Source organism: Enterobacter sp. Y17, from assembly GCF_019730495.1.
Classification (GTDB): Bacteria; Pseudomonadota; Gammaproteobacteria; order Enterobacterales; family Enterobacteriaceae; genus Enterobacter; species Enterobacter asburiae_B.
The window spans coordinates 97991-119979 of the sequence record NZ_JAASKP010000003.1; the positions used below are offsets into that span (position 1 = coordinate 97991).

Consider the following 21989-nt stretch of genomic DNA (forward strand, 5'->3'; position numbering starts at 1 on the left):
GAACATAACGACGCATGACAACACAGGCCCCACCTTCAAATTTGCTTCCCCTGAACCCGGAGCAACTGGCGCGCCTTCAGGCTGCCACCTCTGATTTTTCTCCCACTCAGCTTGCCTGGGTCTCCGGTTATTTCTGGGGAATGCTCAATCAGCAGCCTGGCGCTGTGGCGGGTGCACCGGTAACGGCCGTTGAAATTCCGGCCATTACCCTGATTTCCGCCTCGCAGACGGGCAATGCGCGCCGCGTGGCCGAAGCGCTGCGTGACGACCTCCTGGCCGCCAAACTGAACGTGAACCTGGTCAACGCCGGGGATTATAAATTTAAGCAAATCGCGTCAGAAAAACTGCTGGTGGTGGTCGCCTCTACGCAGGGTGAAGGTGAACCTGCTGAAGAAGCGGTGGCCCTGCATAAGTTCCTGTTCTCGAAAAAAGCGCCGAAGCTGGATGCCACGGCGTTTGCCGTATTTGGCCTGGGCGATACCTCGTATGAATTCTTCTGCCAGTCCGGTAAAGACTTCGACAGCAGGCTGGCGGAGCTGGGCGCGGAGCGCCTGCTGGACCGCGTTGACGCAGATGTTGAATACCAGACCGCCGCCGCCGAATGGCGTGCGCGCATCGTTGAGGTGTTGAAAGCGCGCGTGCCGAAAGAGACGTCGGCGCAGGCCGCGTTCACCGCGACGGGGGCCGTCAACGACATCCACACCAGCCCGTACACCAAAGAGGCGCCGCTGACGGCGAGCCTGTCGGTGAACCAGAAAATCACCGGCCGCGATTCGGAAAAAGACGTGCGCCATATCGAGATCGATCTCGGCGACTCTGGCCTGCGCTATCAGCCGGGCGACGCGCTGGGTATCTGGTATCAGAACGATCCGGCTCTGGTGAAAGAGCTGGTTGAGCTGCTGTGGCTGAAGGGTGACGAGCCCGTCACCGTTGACGGCAAAATCCAGCCGCTTGCAGAGGCGCTGCAGTGGCATTTCGAGCTGACGGTGAACACCCCGAATATCGTCGAAAATTATGCCACCTTAACGCGCAGCGAATCCCTGCTGCCGCTGGTGGGCGACAAGGCGAAGCTGCAGCATTACGCCGCGACGACGCCAATTGTCGATATGGTGCGTTTCTCTCCGGCTCAGCTGGATGCGGATGCGCTGATCGGCCTGCTGCGACCGCTGACGCCGCGCCTGTACTCCATCGCCTCTTCGCAGGCCGAAGTGGAGAGTGAAGTGCATATTACCGTCGGCGTGGTGCGCTACGACATCGAAGGCCGCGCCCGTGCGGGTGGGGCATCAAGCTTCCTGGCGGATCGCGTCGAAGAAGAGGGCGAAGTGCGCGTCTTTATCGAGCACAACGACAACTTCCGCCTGCCGACGAACCCGGAAACGCCGGTCATCATGATTGGCCCAGGCACCGGCATTGCGCCGTTCCGCGCCTTCATGCAGCAGCGCGCGGCAGATGAAGCGCCGGGTAAAAACTGGCTGTTCTTCGGCAACCCGCACTTTACCGAGGATTTCCTCTACCAGGTTGAGTGGCAGCGCTATGTGAAAGAAGGCGTACTGACCCGCATCGATCTGGCCTGGTCCCGCGACCAGAAAGAAAAAATATACGTACAAGACAAACTGCGCGAACAGGGCGCAGAGCTGTGGCGCTGGATCAATGACGGTGCCCACATTTATGTCTGCGGCGACGCCAATCGCATGGCGAAAGACGTTGAGCAGGCACTGCTGGAAGTGATTGCCGAATTCGGCGGTATGGATGCCGAAACGGCGGATGAATTTTTAAGTGAGCTGCGCGTTGAGCGCCGTTATCAGCGAGATGTCTACTAATGAGCGAAAAACATCCAGGGCCACTGGTGGTCGAAGGTAAACTGACAGACGCCGAGCGCATGAAGCTGGAAAGCAACTATCTGCGCGGCACCATTGCTGAAGATCTGAATGACGGTCTCACCGGCGGCTTCAAAGGCGACAACTTCCTGCTGATCCGCTTCCACGGCATGTACCAGCAGGACGATCGCGACATCCGCGCCGAGCGTGCCGAACAGAAGCTGGAGCCGCGTCATGCGATGCTGCTGCGCTGCCGTCTGCCGGGCGGGGTGATCACCACCAAACAGTGGCAGGCCATCGACAAGTTTGCCGGTGAAAACACGATTTACGGCAGCATCCGCCTGACCAACCGTCAGACCTTCCAGTTCCACGGCATTCTGAAGAAGAACGTCAAGCCGGTGCATCAGATGCTGCACTCGGTCGGGCTGGACGCGCTGGCGACCGCCAACGACATGAACCGTAACGTGCTTTGCACCTCGAACCCGTATGAGTCCCAGCTGCACGCCGAAGCGTACGAGTGGGCGAAGAAGATCTCTGAGCACCTGCTGCCGCGCACCCGCGCCTATGCGGAGATTTGGCTCGATCAGGAAAAAGTCGCGACCACGGACGAAGAACCGATCCTTGGCCAGACCTATCTGCCGCGTAAGTTTAAAACCACGGTCGTGATCCCACCGCAGAACGATATCGACCTGCACGCCAACGACATGAACTTCGTGGCGATTGCTGAAAACGGCAAGCTGATTGGCTTTAACCTGCTGGTGGGCGGCGGCCTGTCCATTGAACACGGTAATAAGAAAACCTACGCCCGCACCGCGAGCGAGTTCGGCTTCCTGCCGCTGGAGCACACGCTGGCCGTGGCGGAAGCGGTAGTGACCACGCAGCGCGACTGGGGCAACCGTACCGACCGTAAAAACGCGAAAACTAAATACACCCTGGAGCGCGTGGGCGTTGAGACGTTCAAAGAGGAAGTGGAGCGTCGTGCGGGCATCAAATTTGAGCCGATCCGCCCTTACGAATTCACCGGTCGCGGCGATCGCATTGGCTGGGTGAAAGGTATCGACAATAAATGGCACCTGACGCTGTTTATCGAAAACGGCCGTATTCTGGATTATCCGGGCCGTCCGCTGAAAACCGGTCTGCTGGAAATTGCTAAGATCCATAAAGGCGAATTCCGCATTACCGCTAACCAGAATCTCATTATTGCCGGCGTGCCGGAAAGCCAGAAGGCGAAGATCGAGAAGCTGGCGCGCGATCACGGGTTAATGGATGCGGTTAAGCCGCAGCGTGAAAACTCCATGGCCTGCGTGTCGTTCCCGACCTGTCCGCTGGCGATGGCCGAAGCGGAACGTTTCCTGCCGTCATTCACTGACAAAGTGGAGGCGATTCTGGAAAAACACGGTATTCCGGACGAGCATATTGTTATGCGCGTCACCGGCTGCCCGAACGGCTGCGGCCGCGCGATGCTGGCCGAGCTGGGTCTGGTGGGGAAAGCGCCGGGTCGTTACAACTTGCACCTGGGCGGTAACCGTATCGGCACGCGCATTCCGCGTATGTTCCGCGAGAACATTACCGAGCCGGAAATCCTTGATTCCATCGACGAGCTTGTCGGGCGCTGGGCGAAAGAGCGCGAAGCGGGTGAAGGCTTCGGCGACTTTACGGTGCGTGCGGGCATCATTCGCCCGGTGCTCGATCCCGCAAGGGATTTCTGGGAGTAACCACGAGAGGTAATTATGTCCGTACTCGATCTAAACGCCCTTAACGATCTGCCTAAAGTCGAACGCATTCTGGCGCTGGCAGAAACCAATGCCCACCTTGAAAAGCTGGACGCCGAAGGGCGTGTGGCGTGGGCGCTGGAAAACCTGCCGGGAGACTATGTGCTCTCGTCGAGCTTTGGTATTCAGGCGGCGGTCAGCCTGCATCTGGTGAATCAGATCCGTCCGGACATTCCGGTGATCCTCACCGATACCGGCTACCTGTTTCCTGAAACCTACCAGTTTATTGACGAGCTGACGGACAAGCTCAAGCTGAACCTCAAAGTGTACCGTGCGACGGAAAGCGCGGCCTGGCAGGAGGCGCGCTACGGTAAGCTCTGGGAACAGGGCGTAGAGGGCATTGAGAAATACAATGAGATCAACAAAGTTGAGCCGATGAACCGGGCGCTGAAAGATCTCAATGCGCAGACGTGGTTTGCGGGGCTGCGCCGCGAGCAGTCCGGCAGCCGTGCAACCTTACCGGTGCTGGCGGTCCAGCGCGGGGTATTTAAAGTGCTGCCGATTATCGACTGGGATAACCGTACGGTGTATCAGTATCTGCAAAAACACGGGCTGAAGTACCATCCGCTGTGGGACCAGGGCTATCTGTCGGTGGGCGACACCCACACCACGCGCAAATGGGAACCGGGAATGGCGGAAGAAGAGACGCGATTCTTTGGGCTGAAGCGCGAGTGCGGGCTGCACGAAGGATGATTCCTTATCCCCCCCTCACCCTAACCCTCTCCCCTAAGGGGAGAGGGGATTGCTCGGAGCCGTCTTTTCTCCCTCGCCCCTTAGGGGAGAGGGCAGGGGTGAGGGGAAAATAAGCACTAGGCTTTCCCCGCTTTCGCCAGCTCCTTCACCAGCGGCAGCATGACCTTCACCACATCACGACTGCGGTGCTCAATCCGCTGCGGCAGCGCGCTGTCAATGTGCTGCTGATTATCCAGCATCACGTTGTGCCAGCTTGTCCCGTCCGGGAAGGCTTTCGATTTAGCCCGCTGCTGATAGCCATCTTTCTTGCCCAATGCCCAGTTTGTCGCTTCCACGTACAGCACCGGAATGCCCGCCTTGTCGAAGACTTCCCCGTCGTTGCAGCAGCCCGTTCCTCGCGGATAATCCGGGTTACCGCCAGGGTTGCTGGTGGCAAAAACGCCATGACTGCGGGCAATCGCCAGCGCCCGGTCGCGCGTCAGTTTCCGCACGGGTCCCGGCGTACTCTGCCCGCTGTTGAAATAAAGCTTATCGCCGACGATCAGGTTATCGAGGTTGATCACCAGCAGCGTATTTTTCTTCTCCTCAGCGCTCATGCGTTTAAGGAGATTCTCAGCGCCGAGTTTGCCCTCTTCTTCACCGCTGGTGGCAACGAAACGAATACCATACTGGGTTGGAATATCTTTCATCCGCTCGGCCAGTTCGAGCATCACGCCCAGGCCCGCCGCGTTGTCGTCCATGCCCTGCAGCGTCAGCCCGCCGAGGTTGTTATCCGTATCGGCATCGCTCATCGGGGCGTAGGTATCAAGGTGCGCCATGATAATAATCTGTTCAGCCGCGCGACCTTCATGCGCCGCGATAACCGTACTGCCGGTCACGTTATGCCAGTTTTTCGTTTTATTTCGTGAGGTATAGACGTAGCGGCTGTGAAACGACCGGATATCGCTCTGATAGCCCATCCCGGCAAACTGCTGGCGAAGATAGTCCGCAGAGAGCATCTCTGCAGGCGAGCCGGTCATGCGGCCAGGGAAGACGGTGGCAATATGCCGCGCCTGCATAGTGGCGATTTCACCATAAGCTTGGTTTTTTGCCTGGGCAGGAAGAATAAAGCAAACGCCGAGCGCCAGGGCAGCAATACGGTGGCGCGTTGCGGAAAACATAGTGAGTCCTTAAAAACTGAGCAAAATAATAACCCGCCTAGTATGAAACTGTGATCGTCCATACACAATTTGAATTGGTCTTAAATGCCCGAAATTTCGCGTGTTAAGCACTTTTTGGTATTAGCTTTTTCACGGCGTTATTCCATTGAGTAACTACTCATTCCAATTCGTAATTTCATTCGGTCTAAGCCGCCCCCTATAGTCCCTTTATTCCTCGTTGTTAGTGAGTTGTTGCTTGTGGACTATCTGCCCTTATTTGCCGCGATAAAAGAGAAGCCGGTGCTGGTTGTTGGCACGGGTGAAATTGCCGATCGCAAAATCGCGTTTCTGCAACGCGCAGGGGCGCAGGTGCGGGTAGTGGCAGAAGCGGATTTTGACGAATCACAAATCGACAGCGTCGTGCTGGTGATTGCGGCGACCGAAGATCGCGACCTGAACCGGCGGATTTCCGACGCCGCTCAGGCACGTTACCGCCTGGTGAACGTGGTGGACGACCAGCCACTATGCTCGTTTATCTTCCCGTCGATCGTTGACCGTTCTCCGCTGCTGGTGGCGATCTCCTCCGGCGGTACCGCACCGGTGCTGGCGCGCGTGCTGCGTGAAAAAATCGAAGCGCTGCTGCCGACCAGCCTCGGGCGCATGGCGGAAAAAGCCAGCTACTGGCGCAACCACCTGAAAACGCGCCTGACCAGCGTAACGGAACGCCGTCGCTTCTGGGAACGCGTGTTTCGCGGCCGCTTTGCCAGCCTGATGCATGCCGGTAATGAGACGGCAGCGCAGAAAATTCTCGAGGACGAACTGGATAACCCCGGCAGTACGGGCGGGGAGATCATTCTGGTGGGCGCAGGGCCGGGCGATGCCGGGCTTCTGACGCTGCGCGGCCTGCAGGTGCTGCAGGACGCGGACGTGGTGTTCTACGACCATCTGGTCACCGACGGCGTGCGCGAGCTGATCCGTCGCGACGCGGAGCAAATCTGCGTCGGCAAACGGGCTGGCGAGCACTCGGTGCCGCAGCACGACACCAACCAGATGCTGGTTGACGCCGCCAAAGCGGGTAAAACCGTGGTGCGCCTGAAAGGGGGCGATCCGTTTATCTTCGGCCGCGGCGGCGAAGAGCTGCAGGCGGCAGCCGAAGCGGGCATACCGTTCCAGGTGGTGCCCGGCATCACGGCGGCCTCTGCGGTAACGGCCTACGCCGGTATCCCGTTGACCCACCGCGATTACGCCCAGAGCGTGACCTTTGTGACCGGCCACTACAAGGCCGACAGCACGCCGTTCGACTGGTCGCATCTCGCCCAGAGCCGCCAGACGCTGGCGATATACATGGGCACGATGAAGGCGGCGGACATCAGCGAACAGCTTATTCAGCACGGTCGCGAGGCGACGACGCCCGTTGCCGTCATTTCTCGCGGCACGCGCGTCGATCAGCACGTTGCGACGGGCACGCTGGAACATCTTGCAACCCTGGCGAAAGACGCCCCGATGCCCGCCCTGATCGTGGTGGGTGAAGTGGTGCAGCTGCACAGCACGCTCGCCTGGTTCCAACACACAACCGATACAGAAGGCTTTGGTTCTTCTGTCGTAAATTTGGCTTAAGGAACGGTTATGGACCAAAAACGTCTTACACACCTGCGGCAGCTCGAAGCGGAGAGTATCCATATTATCCGCGAAGTGGCCGCCGAGTTTTCTAACCCGGTGATGATGTACTCCATCGGTAAAGATTCCAGCGTCATGCTGCATCTGGCGCGTAAAGCGTTTTATCCGGGCACGCTGCCGTTCCCGCTGCTGCACGTGGATACCGGCTGGAAATTCCGCGAAATGTACGAGTTCCGCGACCGTACCGCGAAAGCCTACGGCTGCGAGCTGCTGGTGCATAAAAACCCGGAAGGGGTGGCGATGGGCATTAACCCGTTCGTGCACGGCAGCGCCAAGCACACCGATATCATGAAAACCGAAGGGCTGAAGCAGGCGCTGAACAAATACGGTTTTGACGCGGCCTTCGGCGGCGCGCGCCGTGACGAGGAGAAATCCCGCGCCAAAGAACGTATCTACTCCTTCCGCGACCGCTTCCACCGCTGGGATCCGAAAAACCAGCGTCCGGAGCTGTGGCACAACTACAACGGTCAGATCAACAAAGGCGAAAGCATTCGCGTCTTCCCGCTCTCCAACTGGACCGAGCTGGATATCTGGCAGTACATCTATCTGGAAAACATTGAAATCGTTCCGCTGTATCTGGCCGCCGAGCGCCCGGTGCTTGAGCGCGACGGCATGCTGATGATGATCGACGACGATCGTATCGACCTGCAGCCGGGCGAAGTGATCAAACAACAGATGGTGCGCTTCCGTACCCTCGGCTGCTGGCCGCTGACCGGGGCGGTGGAATCCAGCGCGCAGACGCTGCCGGAGATCATCGAAGAGATGCTGGTGTCCACCACCAGCGAGCGACAGGGGCGCGTGATTGACCGCGACCAGGCAGGCTCCATGGAGCTGAAGAAACGTCAGGGTTATTTCTAAGGAGCCGCCATGAATACCACTATTGCTCAACAAATTGCCAACGAAGGCGGCGTGGAAGCGTATCTGCACGCGCAACAACACAAAAGCCTGCTGCGTTTTCTGACCTGCGGCAGCGTGGATGACGGGAAAAGTACCCTGATTGGCCGCCTGCTGCACGATACGCGCCAGATTTATGAAGATCAGCTCTCTTCCCTGCATAACGACAGTAAACGTCACGGCACCCAGGGTGAAAAACTCGACCTGGCGCTGCTGGTGGACGGCCTGCAGGCGGAGCGCGAGCAGGGCATCACCATCGACGTGGCCTACCGCTACTTCTCTACCGAGAAGCGCAAATTTATTATCGCCGATACCCCGGGGCACGAGCAGTACACCCGCAACATGGCGACCGGCGCGTCTACCTGCGACCTGGCGATCCTGCTGATGGACGCGCGTAAAGGCGTGCTGGATCAGACCCGTCGCCACAGCTTTATCTCGACGCTGCTGGGGATCAAACACCTGGTGGTGGCGGTCAACAAGATGGATCTGGTCAACTTCAGCGAAGAGAAGTTCGAGGAGATCCGCCAGAGCTATCTGACCTTTGCCGAACAGCTGCCGGGCAACCTGGATATTCGCTTTGTACCGCTCTCGGCGCTGGAAGGGGATAACGTCGCCTCCCAGAGCGCGAACATGCCGTGGTACAGCGGTCCGACGCTGCTGGAAGTGCTGGAAACCGTTGAAATTCAGCGCGTGGTCGATACCCAGCCGATGCGCTTCCCGGTGCAGTACGTGAACCGTCCAAACCTCGATTTCCGCGGCTTCTCAGGCACCCTCGCGTCAGGTTCCGTGAAGGTAGGTCAGCGCGTCAAGGTGCTGCCATCCGGCGTGGAATCGACTATCGCCCGTATCGTCACCTTCGACGGTGACCTGCAGGAAGCGGGCGCCGGTGAAGCCGTAACGCTGGTGCTGAAAGACGAAATTGATATCAGCCGGGGCGACCTGCTGGTCGACGCGCAGGAAACGCTGGCGGCAGTGCAGGGGGCTTCCGTGGACGTGGTGTGGATGGCCGAACAGCCGCTGACCGCTGGCCAGAGCTATGACATCAAAATTGCCGGCAAGAAAACCCGCGCCCGCGTGGACGGTATTCAGTTCCAGGTGGATATCAACAACCTGACCCAGCGTGACGTCACCGAGCTGCCGCTGAACGGCATTGGTCTAGTCGATCTGACCTTCGACGAACCGCTGGTGCTGGATCCGTATCAGCAGAACCCGGTCACGGGAGGTCTTATCTTTATCGACAGGCTGGCCAACGTTACCGTCGGGGCCGGTATGGTTCGCGAACCGATTAAACAGGCTGCCGCGACGTCTGAATTCAGCGCCTTCGAGCTGGAACTGAACGCGCTGGTGCGTAAACACTTCCCGCACTGGGGCGCACGCGACCTGCTGGGAGGCAAGTAATGGCTGCCCATGATGAGAACGTCGTCTGGCATCCTCATCCGGTCACCGTCGCCCAGCGCGAACAGCTCCACGGTCACCGTGGGGTTGTGCTGTGGTTTACCGGGCTGTCCGGCTCGGGTAAATCGACGGTGGCAGGCGCGCTGGAAGAGGCGTTGCATCAGCAGGGCGTAAGCACGTACCTGCTGGATGGCGACAACGTGCGTCACGGCCTGTGCAGCGATTTAGGGTTTAGCGACGATGACCGCAAAGAGAACATCCGCCGGGTGGGCGAAGTCGCCAGCCTGATGGCTGACGCCGGGCTGGTGGTGCTGACCGCGTTTATCTCTCCGCACCGCGCCGAGCGCCAGATGGTGCGCGAACGCGTGGGCCAGGATCGCTTTATCGAGGTGTTTGTCGATACGCCGCTGGAGATTTGCGAAGCGCGCGACCCGAAAGGGCTATACAAGAAAGCGCGTGCCGGAGAACTGCGCAACTTCACCGGAATTGACTCGGTATACGAAGCGCCTGAATCGCCTGAAATTCACCTGGAAGGTCAACAATTGGTAACAAATTTAGTAAGCCAATTATTAGACCTGCTCAGACGGGACGATATTATCAGATCCTGAGGCGGTATCGTTCGGGAGCTGTCTTCCCGAACGATCAGTCACGGTCACAGGATTAGCTATGCGCAACAGTGAACATTACATCACCACCACCGGGTCGGAGCCGCTAGCGACCGACGACGAAACGACCTGGTCATTTCCTGGGGCCATCATTGGCTTCGTCTCATGGCTGCTGGCGCTTGGCATTCCGTTTCTCATCTACGGCGGCAACACGCTGTTCTTCTTTCTCTACACCTGGCCTTTCTTTCTGGCGTTGATGCCCGTGGCGGTTGTCGTCGGCATTGCGCTGCACTCGCTGCTCAACGGTAAGCTCCTCTACAGCACCGTGGTCACGATTGTGACGGTGGTTCTCATGTTTGGTCTGTTATTTTTGTGGCTCATGGGCTAACTTCAGCCATAATTCAAACCGTAACCAACTGTGTAACGATATTGAGCAGGACGATTCTGCGGAAAAAATGTGGTACATTTGCCCGCGATGTTGCGGCATCTCTGTTACCCCGGCGTAGTGCTCTGGGGAAGTCTTGGGATGATGATGCCGTTTTTCAGGGGGCAGGATGGGTAAACTAACGCTGCTGTTGCTGGCTTTGCTAATCTGGCTGCAATATTCGCTGTGGTTCGGTAAGAACGGACTGCACGACTATAGCCGGGTGAGCGATGACGTCGCGGCTCAGCAGGCAACAAACGCCAAACTTAAGGCGCGAAACGATCAACTCTTTGCTGAAATTGATGACCTCAATGGCGGGCAAGAGGCGATTGAGGAACGCGCACGCAATGAACTCAGTATGACTAAGCCGGGCGAAACCTTTTATCGTCTGGTTCCGGATGCGTCTAAACGCAATCAGGGCTCAGCACAAAACAATCGATAATCAGGCCCAGGATTACGACATGGCAGTAACTTTTTCGGACGTATGCGCCGTGGTGCCGGCCGCAGGTTTTGGCCGGCGCATGCAGACAGAATGTCCCAAGCAGTACCTCTCTATTGGCGATAAAACGATCCTCGAGCACGCCGTGGCGGCGCTGCTGGCGCACCCGCGGGTGACGCGTGTGATCATCGCTATCAGCCCTGGCGATGCGCGCTTCGCGCAGCTGCCGCTGGCAAATCATCCACATATTACCGTCGTTGACGGTGGCGCCGAACGCGCCGATTCCGTTCTGGCGGGTATTCAGGCCGCCGGAAACGCGTCGTGGGTGCTGGTACATGACGCGGCGCGTCCGTGCCTGCATCAGGACGATCTTGCGCGCCTGCTGGCGCTAAGCGAAACAAGCAAGGTTGGCGGGATTCTGGCTGCGCCGGTGCGCGACACTATGAAGCGCGCCGAGCCGGGCAAACAGGCTATCGCCCACACCGTCGATCGCGTCGATTTATGGCACGCGCTGACGCCACAATTTTTCCCCCGCGAATTACTCCACGGCTGCTTAACGCGAGCGCTTAAAGAAGGTGCGACCATCACGGACGAAGCCTCCGCGCTGGAGTATTGCGGTTTCCACCCTGAGCTTGTCGAAGGACGCGCTGATAATATTAAAGTGACGCGTCCGGAAGATTTACAGCTTGCGGAATTTTATCTTACCCGTTCGACCCATCAGGAGAAGGCATAATGCGAATTGGACACGGTTTTGATGTACACGCCTTTGGCGGAGAAGGCCCAATTATCATTGGCGGCGTGCGCATTCCTTATGAAAAAGGACTGCTGGCGCATTCTGATGGCGACGTGGCACTGCATGCGCTGACCGACGCGCTGTTGGGCGCTGCCGCGCTGGGCGATATCGGCAAGCTGTTCCCGGACACCGACCCGGCATTTAAAGGCGCGGACAGCCGCGAGCTGCTGCGCGAAGCGTGGTGCCGCATTCAGGCGAAAGGCTACATCCTCGGCAACGTCGACGTGACGATTATTGCCCAGGCCCCGAAAATGCTGCCGCATATTCCGCAGATGCGCGTGTTTATTGCAGAAGATCTGGGCTGCCATATGGACGACGTGAACGTCAAAGCGACGACGACCGAGAAGCTGGGCTTTACCGGGCGTGGCGAAGGGATTGCCTGTGAAGCCGTAGCGCTACTGCTGAAGGCGAGCAAATGACGGACTTCGACAACCTGACGTACCTGCACGGTAAACCGCAGGGGAACGGGGTGCTGAAAGCCAGCCCGGAAGATTTCCTCGTGGTGGAGGATCTGGGCTTTGAGCCGGATGGCGAAGGCGAACATATCCTGGTGCGTATTCTGAAAAATGGCTGCAATACCCGCTTTGTGGCCGACGCGCTGGCAAAATTCCTCAAAATCCATGCCCGCGAAGTGAGCTTTGCCGGACAGAAAGATAAACACGCCGTCACGGAACAGTGGCTCTGCGCGCGCGTTCCCGGCAATACGATGCCTGATTTAAGCAAATTTGAGCTTGAAGGCTGTAAGGTACTGGAATTCGCCCGCCACAAGCGCAAACTGCGTCTGGGGGCGTTGAAGGGGAACGACTTTACGCTGGTGCTGCGTGAAGTGTCCCACCGCGAAGATGTTGAAAAACGTCTGAACGCGATCAGTGAACGCGGTGTACCGAACTACTTTGGCGCGCAGCGCTTTGGCATTGGCGGCAGCAACCTGCAGGGTGCGCTGCGCTGGGCGCAAAGCGATGCCCCGGTGCGCGACAGGAATAAACGCAGTTTTTGGTTGTCGGCGGCCCGCAGCGCGTTGTTTAATCAGATTGTGAGCGAAAGGCTGAAAAAACCGGACGCGAATCAAGTTGTTGTTGGCGATGCGCTACAATTAGCGGGACGCGGAAGCTGGTTTGTGGCAACGGCCGAAGAAATGGCCGATGTGCAGTCGCGCGTGGACGCAAAAGCGCTGATGATTACCGCCGCGCTGCCCGGTACGGGCGACTGGGGAACGCAGGGCGACGCGCTGGCTGCCGAGCAGTTAGCCGTAGCGGATGCGCCAGAATTGCAATCCTTGCTGGTGCGGGAAAAAGTCGAGGCGGCACGCCGCGCGATGCTGCTCTACCCGCAGCAGTTAAGCTGGAACTGGTGGGATGACGTGACCGTCGAGTTACGCTTCTGGCTACCGGCAGGTAGCTTTGCCACCAGTGTTGTCAGGGAACTTATCAACACCTCGGGTGATTATGCGAATATTGCTGAGTAACGATGACGGGATCCACGCGCCAGGCATTCAGACCCTGGCGAAACACCTCCGCGAATTCGCGGACGTGCAGGTCGTGGCGCCCGATCGTAACCGCAGTGGAGCGTCTAACTCTCTGACGCTGGAGTCGTCGCTTCGCACCTTTACCTTTGAAAATGGCGATATTGCCGTGCAGATGGGCACGCCAACCGACTGCGTTTTTCTGGGCGTGAACGCGCTGATGCGGCCGCGTCCGGATATCGTTGTTTCCGGCATTAACGCCGGTCCTAACCTCGGCGATGACGTGATTTACTCCGGCACCGTGGCGGCCGCAATGGAAGGGCGCCATCTGGGGTTCCCGGCGCTGGCGGTCTCGTTAAACGGCCACACGCACTACGACACCGCCGCCGCGGTGACCTGTTCGATCCTGCGGGCGCTCGGCCGCGAGCCGTTGCGTACCGGGCGCATCCTCAACATCAACGTGCCGGATCTTCCTCTCGATGAAATTAAAGGCATTCGCGTCACCCGTTGCGGAAGCCGACATCCTGCCGATCAGGTGATCCCGCAGCAGGATCCTCGCGGCAACACGCTTTACTGGATTGGCCCTCCCGGCGATAAGTGCGATGCGGGTCCGGATACCGACTTTGCCGCCGTGGAGGAAGGCTATGTTTCGGTTACCCCGCTGCACGTAGATTTAACCGCGTATAGCGCGCATGATGTGGTATCGAGCTGGCTGGAACGCGCAGGAGTGAACGCGCAATGGTAAACAAACGTGTACAAACTCTTCTGGAACAACTCCGCGCGCAGGGGATCCGCGACGAGCACGTGCTTGAAGCGCTTGCTCAGGTTCCGCGTGAGAAATTTGTAGATGAGGCGTTTGAACACAAAGCGTGGGAAAACGTGGCGCTGCCCATCGGACAGGGCCAGACGATTTCGCAGCCTTACATGGTGGCGCGCATGACGGAGCTGCTGGAGCTGACGCCTGACTCCCGCGTGCTGGAGATTGGCACCGGGTCGGGGTATCAGACCGCGATCCTGGCGCATCTGGTTCATCATGTATGCTCCGTTGAGCGGATTAAAGGTTTACAGTGGCAGGCGCGTCGTCGCCTGAAACAACTTGATTTACATAATGTTTCGACACGACACGGTGATGGATGGCAGGGTTGGAAGGCGCGCGCGCCGTTTGACGCGATCATCGTGACGGCGGCCCCGCCTGAAATTCCTGCGGCCCTGTTGTCGCAGCTGGATGAGGGGGGCATTCTTGTTCTGCCCGTCGGGGACGAGCAGCAGCTTTTGAAGCGCGTTCGTCGGCGCGGCGGCGAGTTTATTATCGACACCGTGGAAGCCGTGCGCTTTGTGCCTCTGGTAAAGGGGGAGTTGGCCTGAGACTCGGAATTATCCAGGGTTATTAAGGCAAATTCAGCGTATGGTGTGGCGCGAAAGATTCGTGCCATCACGGTAAATTTTAAGTCACTGGTAGTTAACACATTCCTGGGGGATAAATGAGCGCGGGAAGCCCTAAATTCACCATCAGCCGTGTTGCGGCATTATCACTGGTTTCGCTCTGGCTGGCAGGCTGTACAAGTTCTAATAACGCGCCTGCGCCCGTCAGTTCTGTCGGCGGAAACAGCGGCTCGGGTAACACGTCCGGCGGAATGTTGATCACTCCTCCGCCTAAAATGGGTACCTCTACGGCGCAACAAAATCCGCCAATCCAGCCGGTTCAGCGTCCAATGACGCAGCCGACGCAGATTCAGCCAGTGGAACAGCCTGTTCAGACCCAGAATGGCCGCATAGTCTATAACCGTCAGTATGGGAACATTCCGAAAGGCAGCTATACCGGTGGCAGCACCTATACCGTGAAACGCGGGGATACGCTGTTCTACATTGCGTGGATTACCGGGAACGATTTCCGTGACCTCGCGCAGCGCAATAACGTCCAGGCCCCATACGGTCTGGAAGTCGGGCAAACGCTCCAGGTTGGCAACGCGACGGGCACGCCGCTTACGCCTGGCAACACCGTTTCAGCGGCCGATGTGACGGCTCAAAATAACAGCGTTAAGCCTGCACAAAAATCCACCACGGTGGTTGCTTCACAACCTGTAATTACGTATTCTGAGGATTCAGGTGATCAGACTGCTAACAAAATGTTGCCGAATAATAAAGGTACTGCGACTGTTGTCACAGCACCGGTTACGGCACCTGTGGTTAGCTCTACTGAACCGACTGCCAGCAGTATGACCTCCAGTTCGCCAATTTCTGCATGGCGCTGGCCAACTGACGGCAAGGTTATCGAGAACTTCTCTTCCTCCGAGGGGGGAAATAAAGGGATCGACATCGCAGGGAGTAAAGGACAGGCTATCATCGCGACCGCAGACGGGCGCGTTGTGTATGCCGGTAACGCTCTGCGCGGTTACGGTAATCTTATTATCATCAAACATAACGATGATTACCTGAGTGCCTACGCCCATAACGACACAATGCTGGTCCGGGAACAACAAGAAGTTAAGGCGGGGCAAAAAATCGCTACCATGGGTAGCACCGGAACCAGTTCTACACGCTTGCATTTTGAAATTCGTTACAAGGGGAAATCCGTAAACCCGCTGCAGTATTTGCCGCAGCGATAATTTGACGGGGCATGCCAGCCAGGGTGTCTCGTTCAGGGATCACGGGTAGGAGCCACCTTATGAGTCAGAATACGCTGAAAGTTCATGATTTAAATGAAGACGCGGAATTTGATGAGAACGGAGTAGAGGCTTTTGACGAAAAAGCCTTAGTAGAAGAGGAACCCAGTGATAACGATTTGGCTGAAGAAGAGCTGTTATCGCAGGGTGCCACACAGCGTGTACTGGACGCGACTCAGCTTTACCTTGGGGAGATTGGTTACTCCCCACTGCTAACGGCCGAAGAAGAAGTCTATTTCGCACGTCGTGCTTTGCGTGGTGATGTCGCCTCGCGTCGTCGCATGATTGAAAGTAACCTGCGACTGGTCGTGAAAATTGCCCGCCGTTACGGCAATCGTGGTCTGGCTCTGCTGGATCTGATTGAAGAGGGCAACTTAGGTCTCATCCGCGCAGTTGAGAAGTTTGACCCGGAACGCGGGTTCCGTTTCTCAACCTACGCGACCTGGTGGATTCGTCAGACCATCGAACGGGCTATTATGAACCAGACCCGTACGATCCGCCTGCCGATTCACATCGTCAAAGAGTTGAACGTTTATCTGCGCACCGCGCGCGAGTTGTCCCATAAACTGGACCACGAGCCAAGCGCAGAAGAAATTGCTGAGCAACTCGATAAACCGGTTGATGACGTAAGCCGTATGCTGCGTCTCAACGAGCGCATTACCTCCGTTGACACCCCGCTGGGTGGCGACTCCGAAAAAGCGCTGCTGGACATCCTGGCCGATGAAAAAGACAACGGTCCGGAAGACACCACGCAGGACGATGACATGAAGCAGAGCATCGTCAAATGGCTGTTCGAGCTGAACGCCAAACAGCGTGAAGTGCTGGCACGTCGTTTCGGTTTACTGGGGTATGAAGCTGCGACACTGGAAGACGTCGGCCGCGAAATTGGCCTGACCCGTGAACGTGTTCGTCAGATTCAGGTTGAAGGTCTGCGCCGCCTGCGTGAAATCCTGCAGGGGCAAGGTCTGAACATCGAAGCGCTGTTCCGCGAATAAGCAACCTTTCGTCAAAAAAGGCCCGTCGTGAGACGGGCCTTTTTCTTTTGCGCTACGGCTTAGCCGTTTCGTGCAGCAGACGCCACACTATCCGATCGCCTTCCTGATTGAGCACCGAGGTTGACCAGCGCACGTTGACGGGCAGGTCCGGCCGGGTTTGCGTCTCCTGGTAGTGGAGCACCGCGCCACGATCCCAGCGCTGGATCGTGGACAATTCGTCAATGACGATCTTCAGTCCTGGACGGCTTCCGCGCTGGTTTTCCAGAAAACTGGCAAGACCGATATAGTCGATCTGAACGCCGCCCGGCGGGATCATCAGAAAATCCGGGCTGAAGCGGGCGAGCAGGGCGTCGGGATCTCCTTCACCTTTGCCTAACCAGTTTTCAAGCGCAATGTGGAGGTCGATAATGTCGTGTTCGAAAGGCGTCATGAATTCTCCTGTCGCAGCTGGGTGAGCACCTGCGTATTGTTAAGACGAAAAACGTACGGTACAGGCAGAAAGGTCATGCCTGCGGCAAAAATAAACATCCCGTGCCAGGCCGCGAGCGGTGGCAGCCAGACCTGCGCCAGGTTCAGCGTCTGCGCCAGCAGCAGGGCGCCGGCAAAAAAGCTCAGCTGACGATTAAGATTCCACAGCGCGCTGGCATCCGGCATCTCTTCCCGGCGCGTCGTCAGAAAAGCGCTGCTCTGAGCCGTACTGCTGCACAGGCTTCCCCCCGCGCCCATCAGGGTAAACGCAACGGCAGGCAGCAGCGTCGCCGAACTGACGTTAATCAAAAGCAGAATACCCGTCGCCTGCAGCAGGCAGCCGATGACGATCAGCGGTCGGGGGCCGATACGGTTAAAATAGCGTCCCGTTGCCGTGATGGCGATAAACGATGCCACGGACCACGGCAGCATGAGCATCCCCGTTGCGGCTGGGCTCATGTTCGCCACGTGCTGAAGATAAAACATGCCCGTGACGTTCACCCCAATAAACATGCCGGGTACGCAGATATAGACAAGCATGGAAAAACGCAAAAGCGGGTCCGCGAGCAACGACAGGTTTAGCAGTCTGGCCGCTTTCATCGCGGGCATCTCGTGTTTTAGCCACAGGCAGGCCAGAACAAAGGTCACGACAGCGACCGGTAGCGTGGCGAAAAATATCCATCGCCAGCTGAGCGTCTGCACCAGCAGGCCTCCGATAGCAGGGGAGCAGGCCGGGGCAAGCAACGCGACCAGCATCACCGCCGAGGAGAGTCGGGCACGCTCGTGAGGTTTAAACTGTTGCCAGGTCAGCGCCTGTCCGACGGGGATCAGTAAGCCCCCTCCCACGCCCTGGAGTACTCGCCAGGCGATCAGACTTTCAAGCGTTGCAGACAAGCCCGCCGCTGCGGAGGCTGTGCTGAACAGAAAAAGCGAGAGCAGGATGACGCGCTTTGGCCCGATGCGGCGCGTGAGCACGCTGCTGAACGGGATCACCAGCGTCAGGCCGGCAATGTACCCGTTACTGACCCAGGCAAGGGCTGAAGGTGTGGTGTTAAAGGCGTGAGCCATTGCCGGGAAGGCGACGCTGGCAATAAACATATTGATTAAATCAAGAAAAAAGCCCAGCAGATAAACAACGGCGACTTTGCTGCGATACGTCATGGTGGATCCTCCGGTGAGGTGGCGTATCGTATCGATCCGGAAAGCAGGGATAAACCTGACAAAGCGCGATATACTGTCAAAAAAATTTTGACAGTAAAAGGCGTGATGATGATTAACCTGCAGCGGGCTCAGATGTTTGTCGCGGTGGCCGACACCGGCAGTTTCACTGCCGCAGCCGAGGCAATGGGGCTGACAAAAGCCGTGGTCAGCTTCAATATTCGCCAACTTGAAGATGAGCTGGGCGTTACGCTGCTGCTGCGCTCCACCCGTCGTCTGACGTTAACCGAGGCGGGCGCGCTCTTTCATCAACGCAGCGTGGCGCTTCTGAAGGATGCGGAACGGCTGCAGGATGATGTCCGCGCGAATCATGCGGGGCTCACTGGCGAACTGCGGATCACGACGACGCCCGAGTATGGCTCACAGGTGGTGGTACCGCTGCTGGCCAGGTTTAGCCAGCAACACCCGGATCTTCGCGTGCGGCATGTTTCGTCCTCCCTGCACGCCGACCTTATCTCGGAGCGCTTTGACGTAGCTATCCGGCTGGGAACGCTTGCCGATTCGCGCAACCACGCCGCGCTGATTTCACACTTCTCGATTCTCCCCGTCGCGACGCCCGGGTGGCTCGTTAACCATCCGATCGAAACGCTTGCGCACCTTGCCAACGCCGACTGGATTATTCACGAGCGCCTGGCCTCGCCGCTGCGCTGGCAGGTGAAGGATGCCAGCGGCGCGCCTGAAACGCTGGAAATAAAAAAAGCGCCGCGCCTGTTTGCCGACAGCGCGCAGGCCCTTATGACCTTTGCACTTGCTGGCGGAGGTGTGGCGTTACTGCCGGAATGGCTGGTGCGCGATGCGCTTGATGCGGGAAAACTGGTCCCGGTTTTACCGGGATATACCTTTGCACAGCAGGGCATCTATGCGGTTTATCCCGATGCCCGGCATGTGTCAGCGAAAGTGCGCACCTTTATTGATTTTATGCGCACCAGCGTGAATTAATCGTGCATCATCTTTTTGACGAGCGCGGAGAACTGCTCCCGCTCGGCCTTGTTAAGACGTCCTAAAAACGCCTCATCCACCTCGTTGCCAACCGGTTTACAGCCTGCAAGCAGGGCTTCTCCTTCCGGCGTCAGGAAGACAAACCGGCGGCGCTTATCGGCCGGATCGTGCTCGCGTTTGACCAGACCGCGCGCCTCCATGCGGCTGAGCATCTCCGCCAGGGTCGCTTTCGTGCTGACCGCCACTTCGGTCAACGCCACCTGTTCAATACCCGGATGCTCGGCAATAGAGCGCATCACCGCATACTGTGGCTTGGTCAGTTCCGGTAAGGCATGTTGCCACTGCGCGGTATGCTGTTGAAAAAGCTGACGTAACAGGTGGAACGCCTCTTGTCTTAGTTCCATGAACACTCCGACGGAAAAAATCTCTCCCCTATGATAGCCGCTATTGCTCTCAATTTTAACGCGGCATCTTTTAGCCATTCGTGTGATCGTATGCGAACGATCTTGTCAGGTAAACGATCCTGGAGTAGCTTATTTATAATGTTCGTATACGAACAAAATATTGAGGTGATGAATGAGATTGATAGTGGGAATGACGGGGGCAACGGGTGCACCGCTGGGCGTAGCGCTGCTGCAGGCGCTGCGGGAAATGCCGGAGGTGGAGACGCATCTGGTCATGTCTAAGTGGGCAAAAACCACCATTGAGCTGGAAACGCCCTACACCGCGCAGGACGTTGCTGCCCTGGCTGACGTTGTCCACAGTCCGGCTGACCAGGCCGCCACCATCTCCTCCGGCTCGTTTCGCACCGACGGTATGATCGTCATTCCCTGCAGCATGAAAACGCTCGCGGGGATCCGCGCGGGCTACGCCGAAGGGCTGGTGGGACGCGCGGCTGACGTGGTGCTGAAAGAGGGGCGCAAGCTGGTGCTGGTTCCCCGTGAAACGCCGCTCAGCACCATTCATCTTGAGAACATGCTCGCACTTTCCCGCATGGGCGTGTCGATGGTGCCGCCCATGCCTGCGTATTACAACCACCCACAAACCGCAGATGAAATTACCCAGCACATCGTGACCCGCGTGCTCGATCAGTTCGGGCTGGAGCATAAAAAGGCGCGCCGCTGGAACGGGCTGCGGGAGGCGAAACATTTTTCACAGGAGAATAAAAATGGCATTTGATGATTTGAGAAGCTTCCTGCAGGCGCTCGATGAGCAAGGGCAGCTGCTGAAAATTGAGGAAGAGGTTAACGCCGAGCCCGATCTGGCGGCGGCAGCCAACGCGACCGGCCGCATTGGCGACGGCGCGCCCGCGCTGTGGTTCGACAACATTCGTGGCTTTACCGATGCCCGCGTGGTGATGAACACCATCGGCTCCTGGCAGAACCACGCCATTTCGATGGGGCTGCCTGCGAACACTCCGGTAAAAAAACAGATCGACGAATTTATCCGCCGCTGGGATAAATTTCCCGTCACGCCGGAGCGCCGCGCCAACCCGGCCTGGGCGCAGAATACGGTCGACGGGGAGGACATTAACCTGTTCGATATCCTGCCGCTGTTTCGCCTGAACGACGGTGACGGCGGTTTTTATCTCGATAAAGCGTGCGTTGTCTCGCGCGATCCGCTCGACCCGGACAACTTCGGCAAGCAGAACGTCGGGATCTACCGTATGGAAGTGAAGGGCAAGCGCAAGCTCGGCCTCCAGCCGGTTCCGATGCACGATATCGCCCTGCATCTGCACAAGGCGGAAGAGCGCGGTGAAGACCTGCCGATTGCGATTACGCTGGGCAACGACCCGATCATCACCCTGATGGGCGCCACGCCGCTGAAATACGATCAGTCCGAGTATGAAATGGCCGGCGCGCTGCGTGAAAGCCCGTACCCTATTGCCACCGCGCCGCTGACCGGCTTCGATGTGCCGTGGGGGTCTGAAGTGATCCTGGAAGGGGTTATTGAAGGCCGCAAGCGTGAAATCGAGGGGCCGTTCGGCGAGTTTACCGGACACTATTCCGGTGGCCGTAACATGACGGTGGTCCGTATCGACAAAGTCTCTTACCGCACCAGGCCGATTTTCGAATCCCTTTACCTCGGCATGCCGTGGACCGAGATTGACTACCTGATGGGACCGGCCACCTGCGTGCCGCTCTACCAGCAGCTGAAAGCGGAATTCCCGGAAGTGCAGGCGGTGAACGCGATGTACACCCATGGTCTGCTGGCGATTATCTCCACCAAAAAACGCTACGGCGGTTTTGCCCGCGCGGTGGGTTTACGCGCCATGACCACGCCGCATGGTCTGGGCTACGTGAAGATGGTAATTATGGTGGATGAGGATGTCGATCCGTTCAACCTCCCGCAGGTGATGTGGGCGCTGTCGTCGAAAGTGAACCCGGCAGGGGATCTGGTGCAGCTGCCGAACATGTCGGTCCTTGAACTCGATCCTGGCTCCAGCCCGGCTGGCATTACCGACAAACTGATTATCGATGCCACCACGCCTGTCGCGCCGGACACCCGGGGCCACTACAGCCAGCCGGTACAGGATCTGCCTGAAACCAAAGCCTGGGCTGAAAAACTGACCGCGATGCTGGCAGCACGCCAATAA

The 21989-nt window shown here is 58.0% G+C and carries 23 protein-coding genes; 19 read left to right on the plus strand and 4 right to left on the minus strand.

The genetic code is table 11. The annotated features are described in order from the left end of the window. The first annotated feature begins 14 nt into the window (after window positions 1-14). The 3 genes from cysJ to cysH are packed head-to-tail and all read left to right on the plus strand — an operon-like array spanning window position 15 to window position 4282. Window positions 15-1820 carry an NADPH-dependent assimilatory sulfite reductase flavoprotein subunit gene (gene cysJ, locus HCH49_RS16630; RefSeq protein ID WP_219940181.1) on the plus strand — a complete coding sequence of 602 codons (1806 nt, stop codon included), beginning with the start codon at window positions 15-17 and terminating at the stop codon, window positions 1818-1820. Beyond that, the gene (cysI, locus tag HCH49_RS16635) at window positions 1820-3532 is read left to right on the plus strand and encodes an assimilatory sulfite reductase (NADPH) hemoprotein subunit (protein ID WP_048979255.1); all 1713 of its coding nucleotides are present in this window, start codon (window positions 1820-1822) and stop codon (window positions 3530-3532) included. The genes cysJ and cysI overlap by 1 nt, the downstream gene beginning before the upstream one ends. 15 nt (window positions 3533-3547) lie before the next feature. Then, window positions 3548-4282 (plus strand): phosphoadenosine phosphosulfate reductase, encoded by a 735-nt coding sequence (cysH, locus tag HCH49_RS16640; protein ID WP_221703022.1) that lies wholly within the window; start codon window positions 3548-3550, stop codon window positions 4280-4282. 116 nt (window positions 4283-4398) lie between these two features. On the opposite strand, the gene HCH49_RS16645 is transcribed toward cysH, so the two are convergent. After that, a complete protein-coding gene (locus HCH49_RS16645; protein WP_221703023.1) occupies window positions 4399-5442 on the minus strand; it encodes an aminopeptidase in 1044 nt (347 codons plus the stop codon). 237 nt (window positions 5443-5679) lie between these two features. Between HCH49_RS16645 and cysG the strand changes: the two genes are divergently transcribed. The 13 genes from cysG (at window position 5680) to rpoS (ending at window position 16768) form a co-directional block, all read left to right on the plus strand. Then, window positions 5680-7038 carry a siroheme synthase CysG gene (gene cysG / locus HCH49_RS16650; protein WP_039263355.1) on the plus strand — a complete coding sequence of 453 codons (1359 nt, stop codon included), beginning with the start codon at window positions 5680-5682 and terminating at the stop codon, window positions 7036-7038. Window positions 7039-7047: 9 nt separating this feature from the next. Next, on the plus strand, window positions 7048-7956 hold the full coding sequence (gene cysD / locus HCH49_RS16655) for a sulfate adenylyltransferase subunit CysD (protein WP_010434549.1): 909 nt from the start codon (window positions 7048-7050) through the stop codon (window positions 7954-7956). Between the two features lie 9 nt (window positions 7957-7965). Beyond that, a complete protein-coding gene (gene cysN, locus HCH49_RS16660; RefSeq protein WP_221703024.1) occupies window positions 7966-9390 on the plus strand; it encodes a sulfate adenylyltransferase subunit CysN in 1425 nt (474 codons plus the stop codon). Then, window positions 9390-9995, plus strand: coding sequence for an adenylyl-sulfate kinase (cysC, locus tag HCH49_RS16665; RefSeq protein ID WP_028014242.1), 606 nt, complete (start codon window positions 9390-9392; stop codon window positions 9993-9995). The genes cysN and cysC overlap by 1 nt, the downstream gene beginning before the upstream one ends. Window positions 9996-10053: 58 nt before the next feature. Then, complete coding sequence (locus tag HCH49_RS16670) at window positions 10054-10380, plus strand: DUF3561 family protein (protein ID WP_008499610.1); 327 nt, start codon at window positions 10054-10056, stop codon at window positions 10378-10380. Window positions 10381-10546: 166 nt separating this feature from the next. Continuing rightward, a complete protein-coding gene (gene ftsB / locus HCH49_RS16675) occupies window positions 10547-10858 on the plus strand; it encodes a cell division protein FtsB (protein WP_008499609.1) in 312 nt (103 codons plus the stop codon). A gap of 19 nt (window positions 10859-10877) precedes the next feature. Next, entirely contained in the window at window positions 10878-11588 is a 711-nt protein-coding gene (gene ispD, locus HCH49_RS16680) for a 2-C-methyl-D-erythritol 4-phosphate cytidylyltransferase (protein ID WP_033146408.1), read from the plus strand. After that, window positions 11588-12067 (plus strand): 2-C-methyl-D-erythritol 2,4-cyclodiphosphate synthase, encoded by a 480-nt coding sequence (gene ispF / locus HCH49_RS16685; protein ID WP_221703025.1) that lies wholly within the window; start codon window positions 11588-11590, stop codon window positions 12065-12067. The genes ispD and ispF overlap by 1 nt, the downstream gene beginning before the upstream one ends. Continuing rightward, window positions 12064-13113, plus strand: coding sequence for a tRNA pseudouridine(13) synthase TruD (gene truD / locus HCH49_RS16690; RefSeq protein WP_033146407.1), 1050 nt, complete (start codon window positions 12064-12066; stop codon window positions 13111-13113). The genes ispF and truD overlap by 4 nt, the downstream gene beginning before the upstream one ends. Continuing rightward, the gene (surE, locus tag HCH49_RS16695) at window positions 13094-13855 is read left to right on the plus strand and encodes a 5'/3'-nucleotidase SurE (RefSeq protein WP_069303244.1); all 762 of its coding nucleotides are present in this window, start codon (window positions 13094-13096) and stop codon (window positions 13853-13855) included. Before truD ends, surE begins: the two co-directional genes overlap by 20 nt. After that, window positions 13849-14475 carry a protein-L-isoaspartate(D-aspartate) O-methyltransferase gene (locus HCH49_RS16700; RefSeq protein WP_023333224.1) on the plus strand — a complete coding sequence of 209 codons (627 nt, stop codon included), beginning with the start codon at window positions 13849-13851 and terminating at the stop codon, window positions 14473-14475. Before surE ends, HCH49_RS16700 begins: the two co-directional genes overlap by 7 nt. A 116-nt stretch (window positions 14476-14591) precedes the next feature. Then, the gene (gene nlpD, locus HCH49_RS16705) at window positions 14592-15716 is read left to right on the plus strand and encodes a murein hydrolase activator NlpD (RefSeq protein ID WP_033146405.1); all 1125 of its coding nucleotides are present in this window, start codon (window positions 14592-14594) and stop codon (window positions 15714-15716) included. Window positions 15717-15775: 59 nt separating this feature from the next. Continuing rightward, window positions 15776-16768 carry an RNA polymerase sigma factor RpoS gene (gene rpoS / locus HCH49_RS16710; protein WP_008499600.1) on the plus strand — a complete coding sequence of 331 codons (993 nt, stop codon included), beginning with the start codon at window positions 15776-15778 and terminating at the stop codon, window positions 16766-16768. Window positions 16769-16820: 52 nt separating this feature from the next. Here rpoS and HCH49_RS16715 read toward each other — a convergent pair whose 3' ends face one another. Together HCH49_RS16715 and HCH49_RS16720 are read right to left on the minus strand one after the other, a co-directional pair. Beyond that, window positions 16821-17198: a DUF4440 domain-containing protein gene (locus HCH49_RS16715; RefSeq protein ID WP_221703026.1), complete on the minus strand. Its 378-nt coding sequence runs from the start codon at window positions 17196-17198 to the stop codon at window positions 16821-16823. Continuing rightward, window positions 17195-18397 (minus strand): MFS transporter, encoded by a 1203-nt coding sequence (locus tag HCH49_RS16720; RefSeq protein ID WP_221703027.1) that lies wholly within the window; start codon window positions 18395-18397, stop codon window positions 17195-17197. Before HCH49_RS16720 ends, HCH49_RS16715 begins: the two co-directional genes overlap by 4 nt. A 108-nt stretch (window positions 18398-18505) precedes the next feature. Between HCH49_RS16720 and HCH49_RS16725 the strand changes: the two genes are divergently transcribed. Further along, complete coding sequence (locus HCH49_RS16725; protein WP_221703103.1) at window positions 18506-19393, plus strand: LysR family transcriptional regulator; 888 nt, start codon at window positions 18506-18508, stop codon at window positions 19391-19393. Here HCH49_RS16725 and HCH49_RS16730 read toward each other — a convergent pair. Continuing rightward, a complete protein-coding gene (locus HCH49_RS16730) occupies window positions 19390-19797 on the minus strand; it encodes a MarR family winged helix-turn-helix transcriptional regulator (protein WP_221703028.1) in 408 nt (135 codons plus the stop codon). The genes HCH49_RS16725 and HCH49_RS16730 overlap by 4 nt on opposite strands. Window positions 19798-19969: 172 nt before the next feature. Between HCH49_RS16730 and HCH49_RS16735 the strand changes: the two genes are divergently transcribed. Together HCH49_RS16735 and HCH49_RS16740 are read left to right on the plus strand one after the other, a co-directional pair. Then, a complete protein-coding gene (locus HCH49_RS16735) occupies window positions 19970-20572 on the plus strand; it encodes a non-oxidative hydroxyarylic acid decarboxylases subunit B (RefSeq protein ID WP_221703029.1) in 603 nt (200 codons plus the stop codon). Continuing rightward, window positions 20562-21989 (plus strand): non-oxidative hydroxyarylic acid decarboxylases subunit C, encoded by a 1428-nt coding sequence (locus tag HCH49_RS16740; protein WP_048976002.1) that lies wholly within the window; start codon window positions 20562-20564, stop codon window positions 21987-21989. Before HCH49_RS16735 ends, HCH49_RS16740 begins: the two co-directional genes overlap by 11 nt.

Bases quoted from the DNA above. Each gene is read 5' to 3' on its own strand.
- HCH49_RS16670 (WP_008499610.1), top strand. From the start codon at position 10,054: ATGCGCAACAGTGAACATTACATCACCACCACCGGGTCGGAGCCGCTA.
- HCH49_RS16740 (WP_048976002.1), top strand. From the start codon at position 20,562: ATGGCATTTGATGATTTGAGAAGCTTCCTGCAGGCGCTCGATGAGCAA.
- ispD (WP_033146408.1), top strand. From the start codon at position 10,878: ATGGCAGTAACTTTTTCGGACGTATGCGCCGTGGTGCCGGCCGCAGGT.
- cysD (WP_010434549.1), top strand. From the start codon at position 7,048: ATGGACCAAAAACGTCTTACACACCTGCGGCAGCTCGAAGCGGAGAGT.
- HCH49_RS16700 (WP_023333224.1), top strand. From the start codon at position 13,849: ATGGTAAACAAACGTGTACAAACTCTTCTGGAACAACTCCGCGCGCAG.
- HCH49_RS16735 (WP_221703029.1), top strand. From the start codon at position 19,970: ATGAGATTGATAGTGGGAATGACGGGGGCAACGGGTGCACCGCTGGGC.
- HCH49_RS16730 (WP_221703028.1), bottom strand. From the start codon at position 19,797: ATGGAACTAAGACAAGAGGCGTTCCACCTGTTACGTCAGCTTTTTCAA.
- ftsB (WP_008499609.1), top strand. From the start codon at position 10,547: ATGGGTAAACTAACGCTGCTGTTGCTGGCTTTGCTAATCTGGCTGCAA.
- HCH49_RS16720 (WP_221703027.1), bottom strand. From the start codon at position 18,397: ATGACGTATCGCAGCAAAGTCGCCGTTGTTTATCTGCTGGGCTTTTTT.
- nlpD (WP_033146405.1), top strand. From the start codon at position 14,592: ATGAGCGCGGGAAGCCCTAAATTCACCATCAGCCGTGTTGCGGCATTA.
- cysN (WP_221703024.1), top strand. From the start codon at position 7,966: ATGAATACCACTATTGCTCAACAAATTGCCAACGAAGGCGGCGTGGAA.
- truD (WP_033146407.1), top strand. From the start codon at position 12,064: ATGACGGACTTCGACAACCTGACGTACCTGCACGGTAAACCGCAGGGG.
- cysI (WP_048979255.1), top strand. From the start codon at position 1,820: ATGAGCGAAAAACATCCAGGGCCACTGGTGGTCGAAGGTAAACTGACA.
- rpoS (WP_008499600.1), top strand. From the start codon at position 15,776: ATGAGTCAGAATACGCTGAAAGTTCATGATTTAAATGAAGACGCGGAA.
- surE (WP_069303244.1), top strand. From the start codon at position 13,094: ATGCGAATATTGCTGAGTAACGATGACGGGATCCACGCGCCAGGCATT.
- HCH49_RS16715 (WP_221703026.1), bottom strand. From the start codon at position 17,198: ATGACGCCTTTCGAACACGACATTATCGACCTCCACATTGCGCTTGAA.
- HCH49_RS16645 (WP_221703023.1), bottom strand. From the start codon at position 5,442: ATGTTTTCCGCAACGCGCCACCGTATTGCTGCCCTGGCGCTCGGCGTT.
- HCH49_RS16725 (WP_221703103.1), top strand. From the start codon at position 18,506: ATGATTAACCTGCAGCGGGCTCAGATGTTTGTCGCGGTGGCCGACACC.
- cysJ (WP_219940181.1), top strand. From the start codon at position 15: ATGACAACACAGGCCCCACCTTCAAATTTGCTTCCCCTGAACCCGGAG.
- cysH (WP_221703022.1), top strand. From the start codon at position 3,548: ATGTCCGTACTCGATCTAAACGCCCTTAACGATCTGCCTAAAGTCGAA.
- cysC (WP_028014242.1), top strand. From the start codon at position 9,390: ATGGCTGCCCATGATGAGAACGTCGTCTGGCATCCTCATCCGGTCACC.
- ispF (WP_221703025.1), top strand. From the start codon at position 11,588: ATGCGAATTGGACACGGTTTTGATGTACACGCCTTTGGCGGAGAAGGC.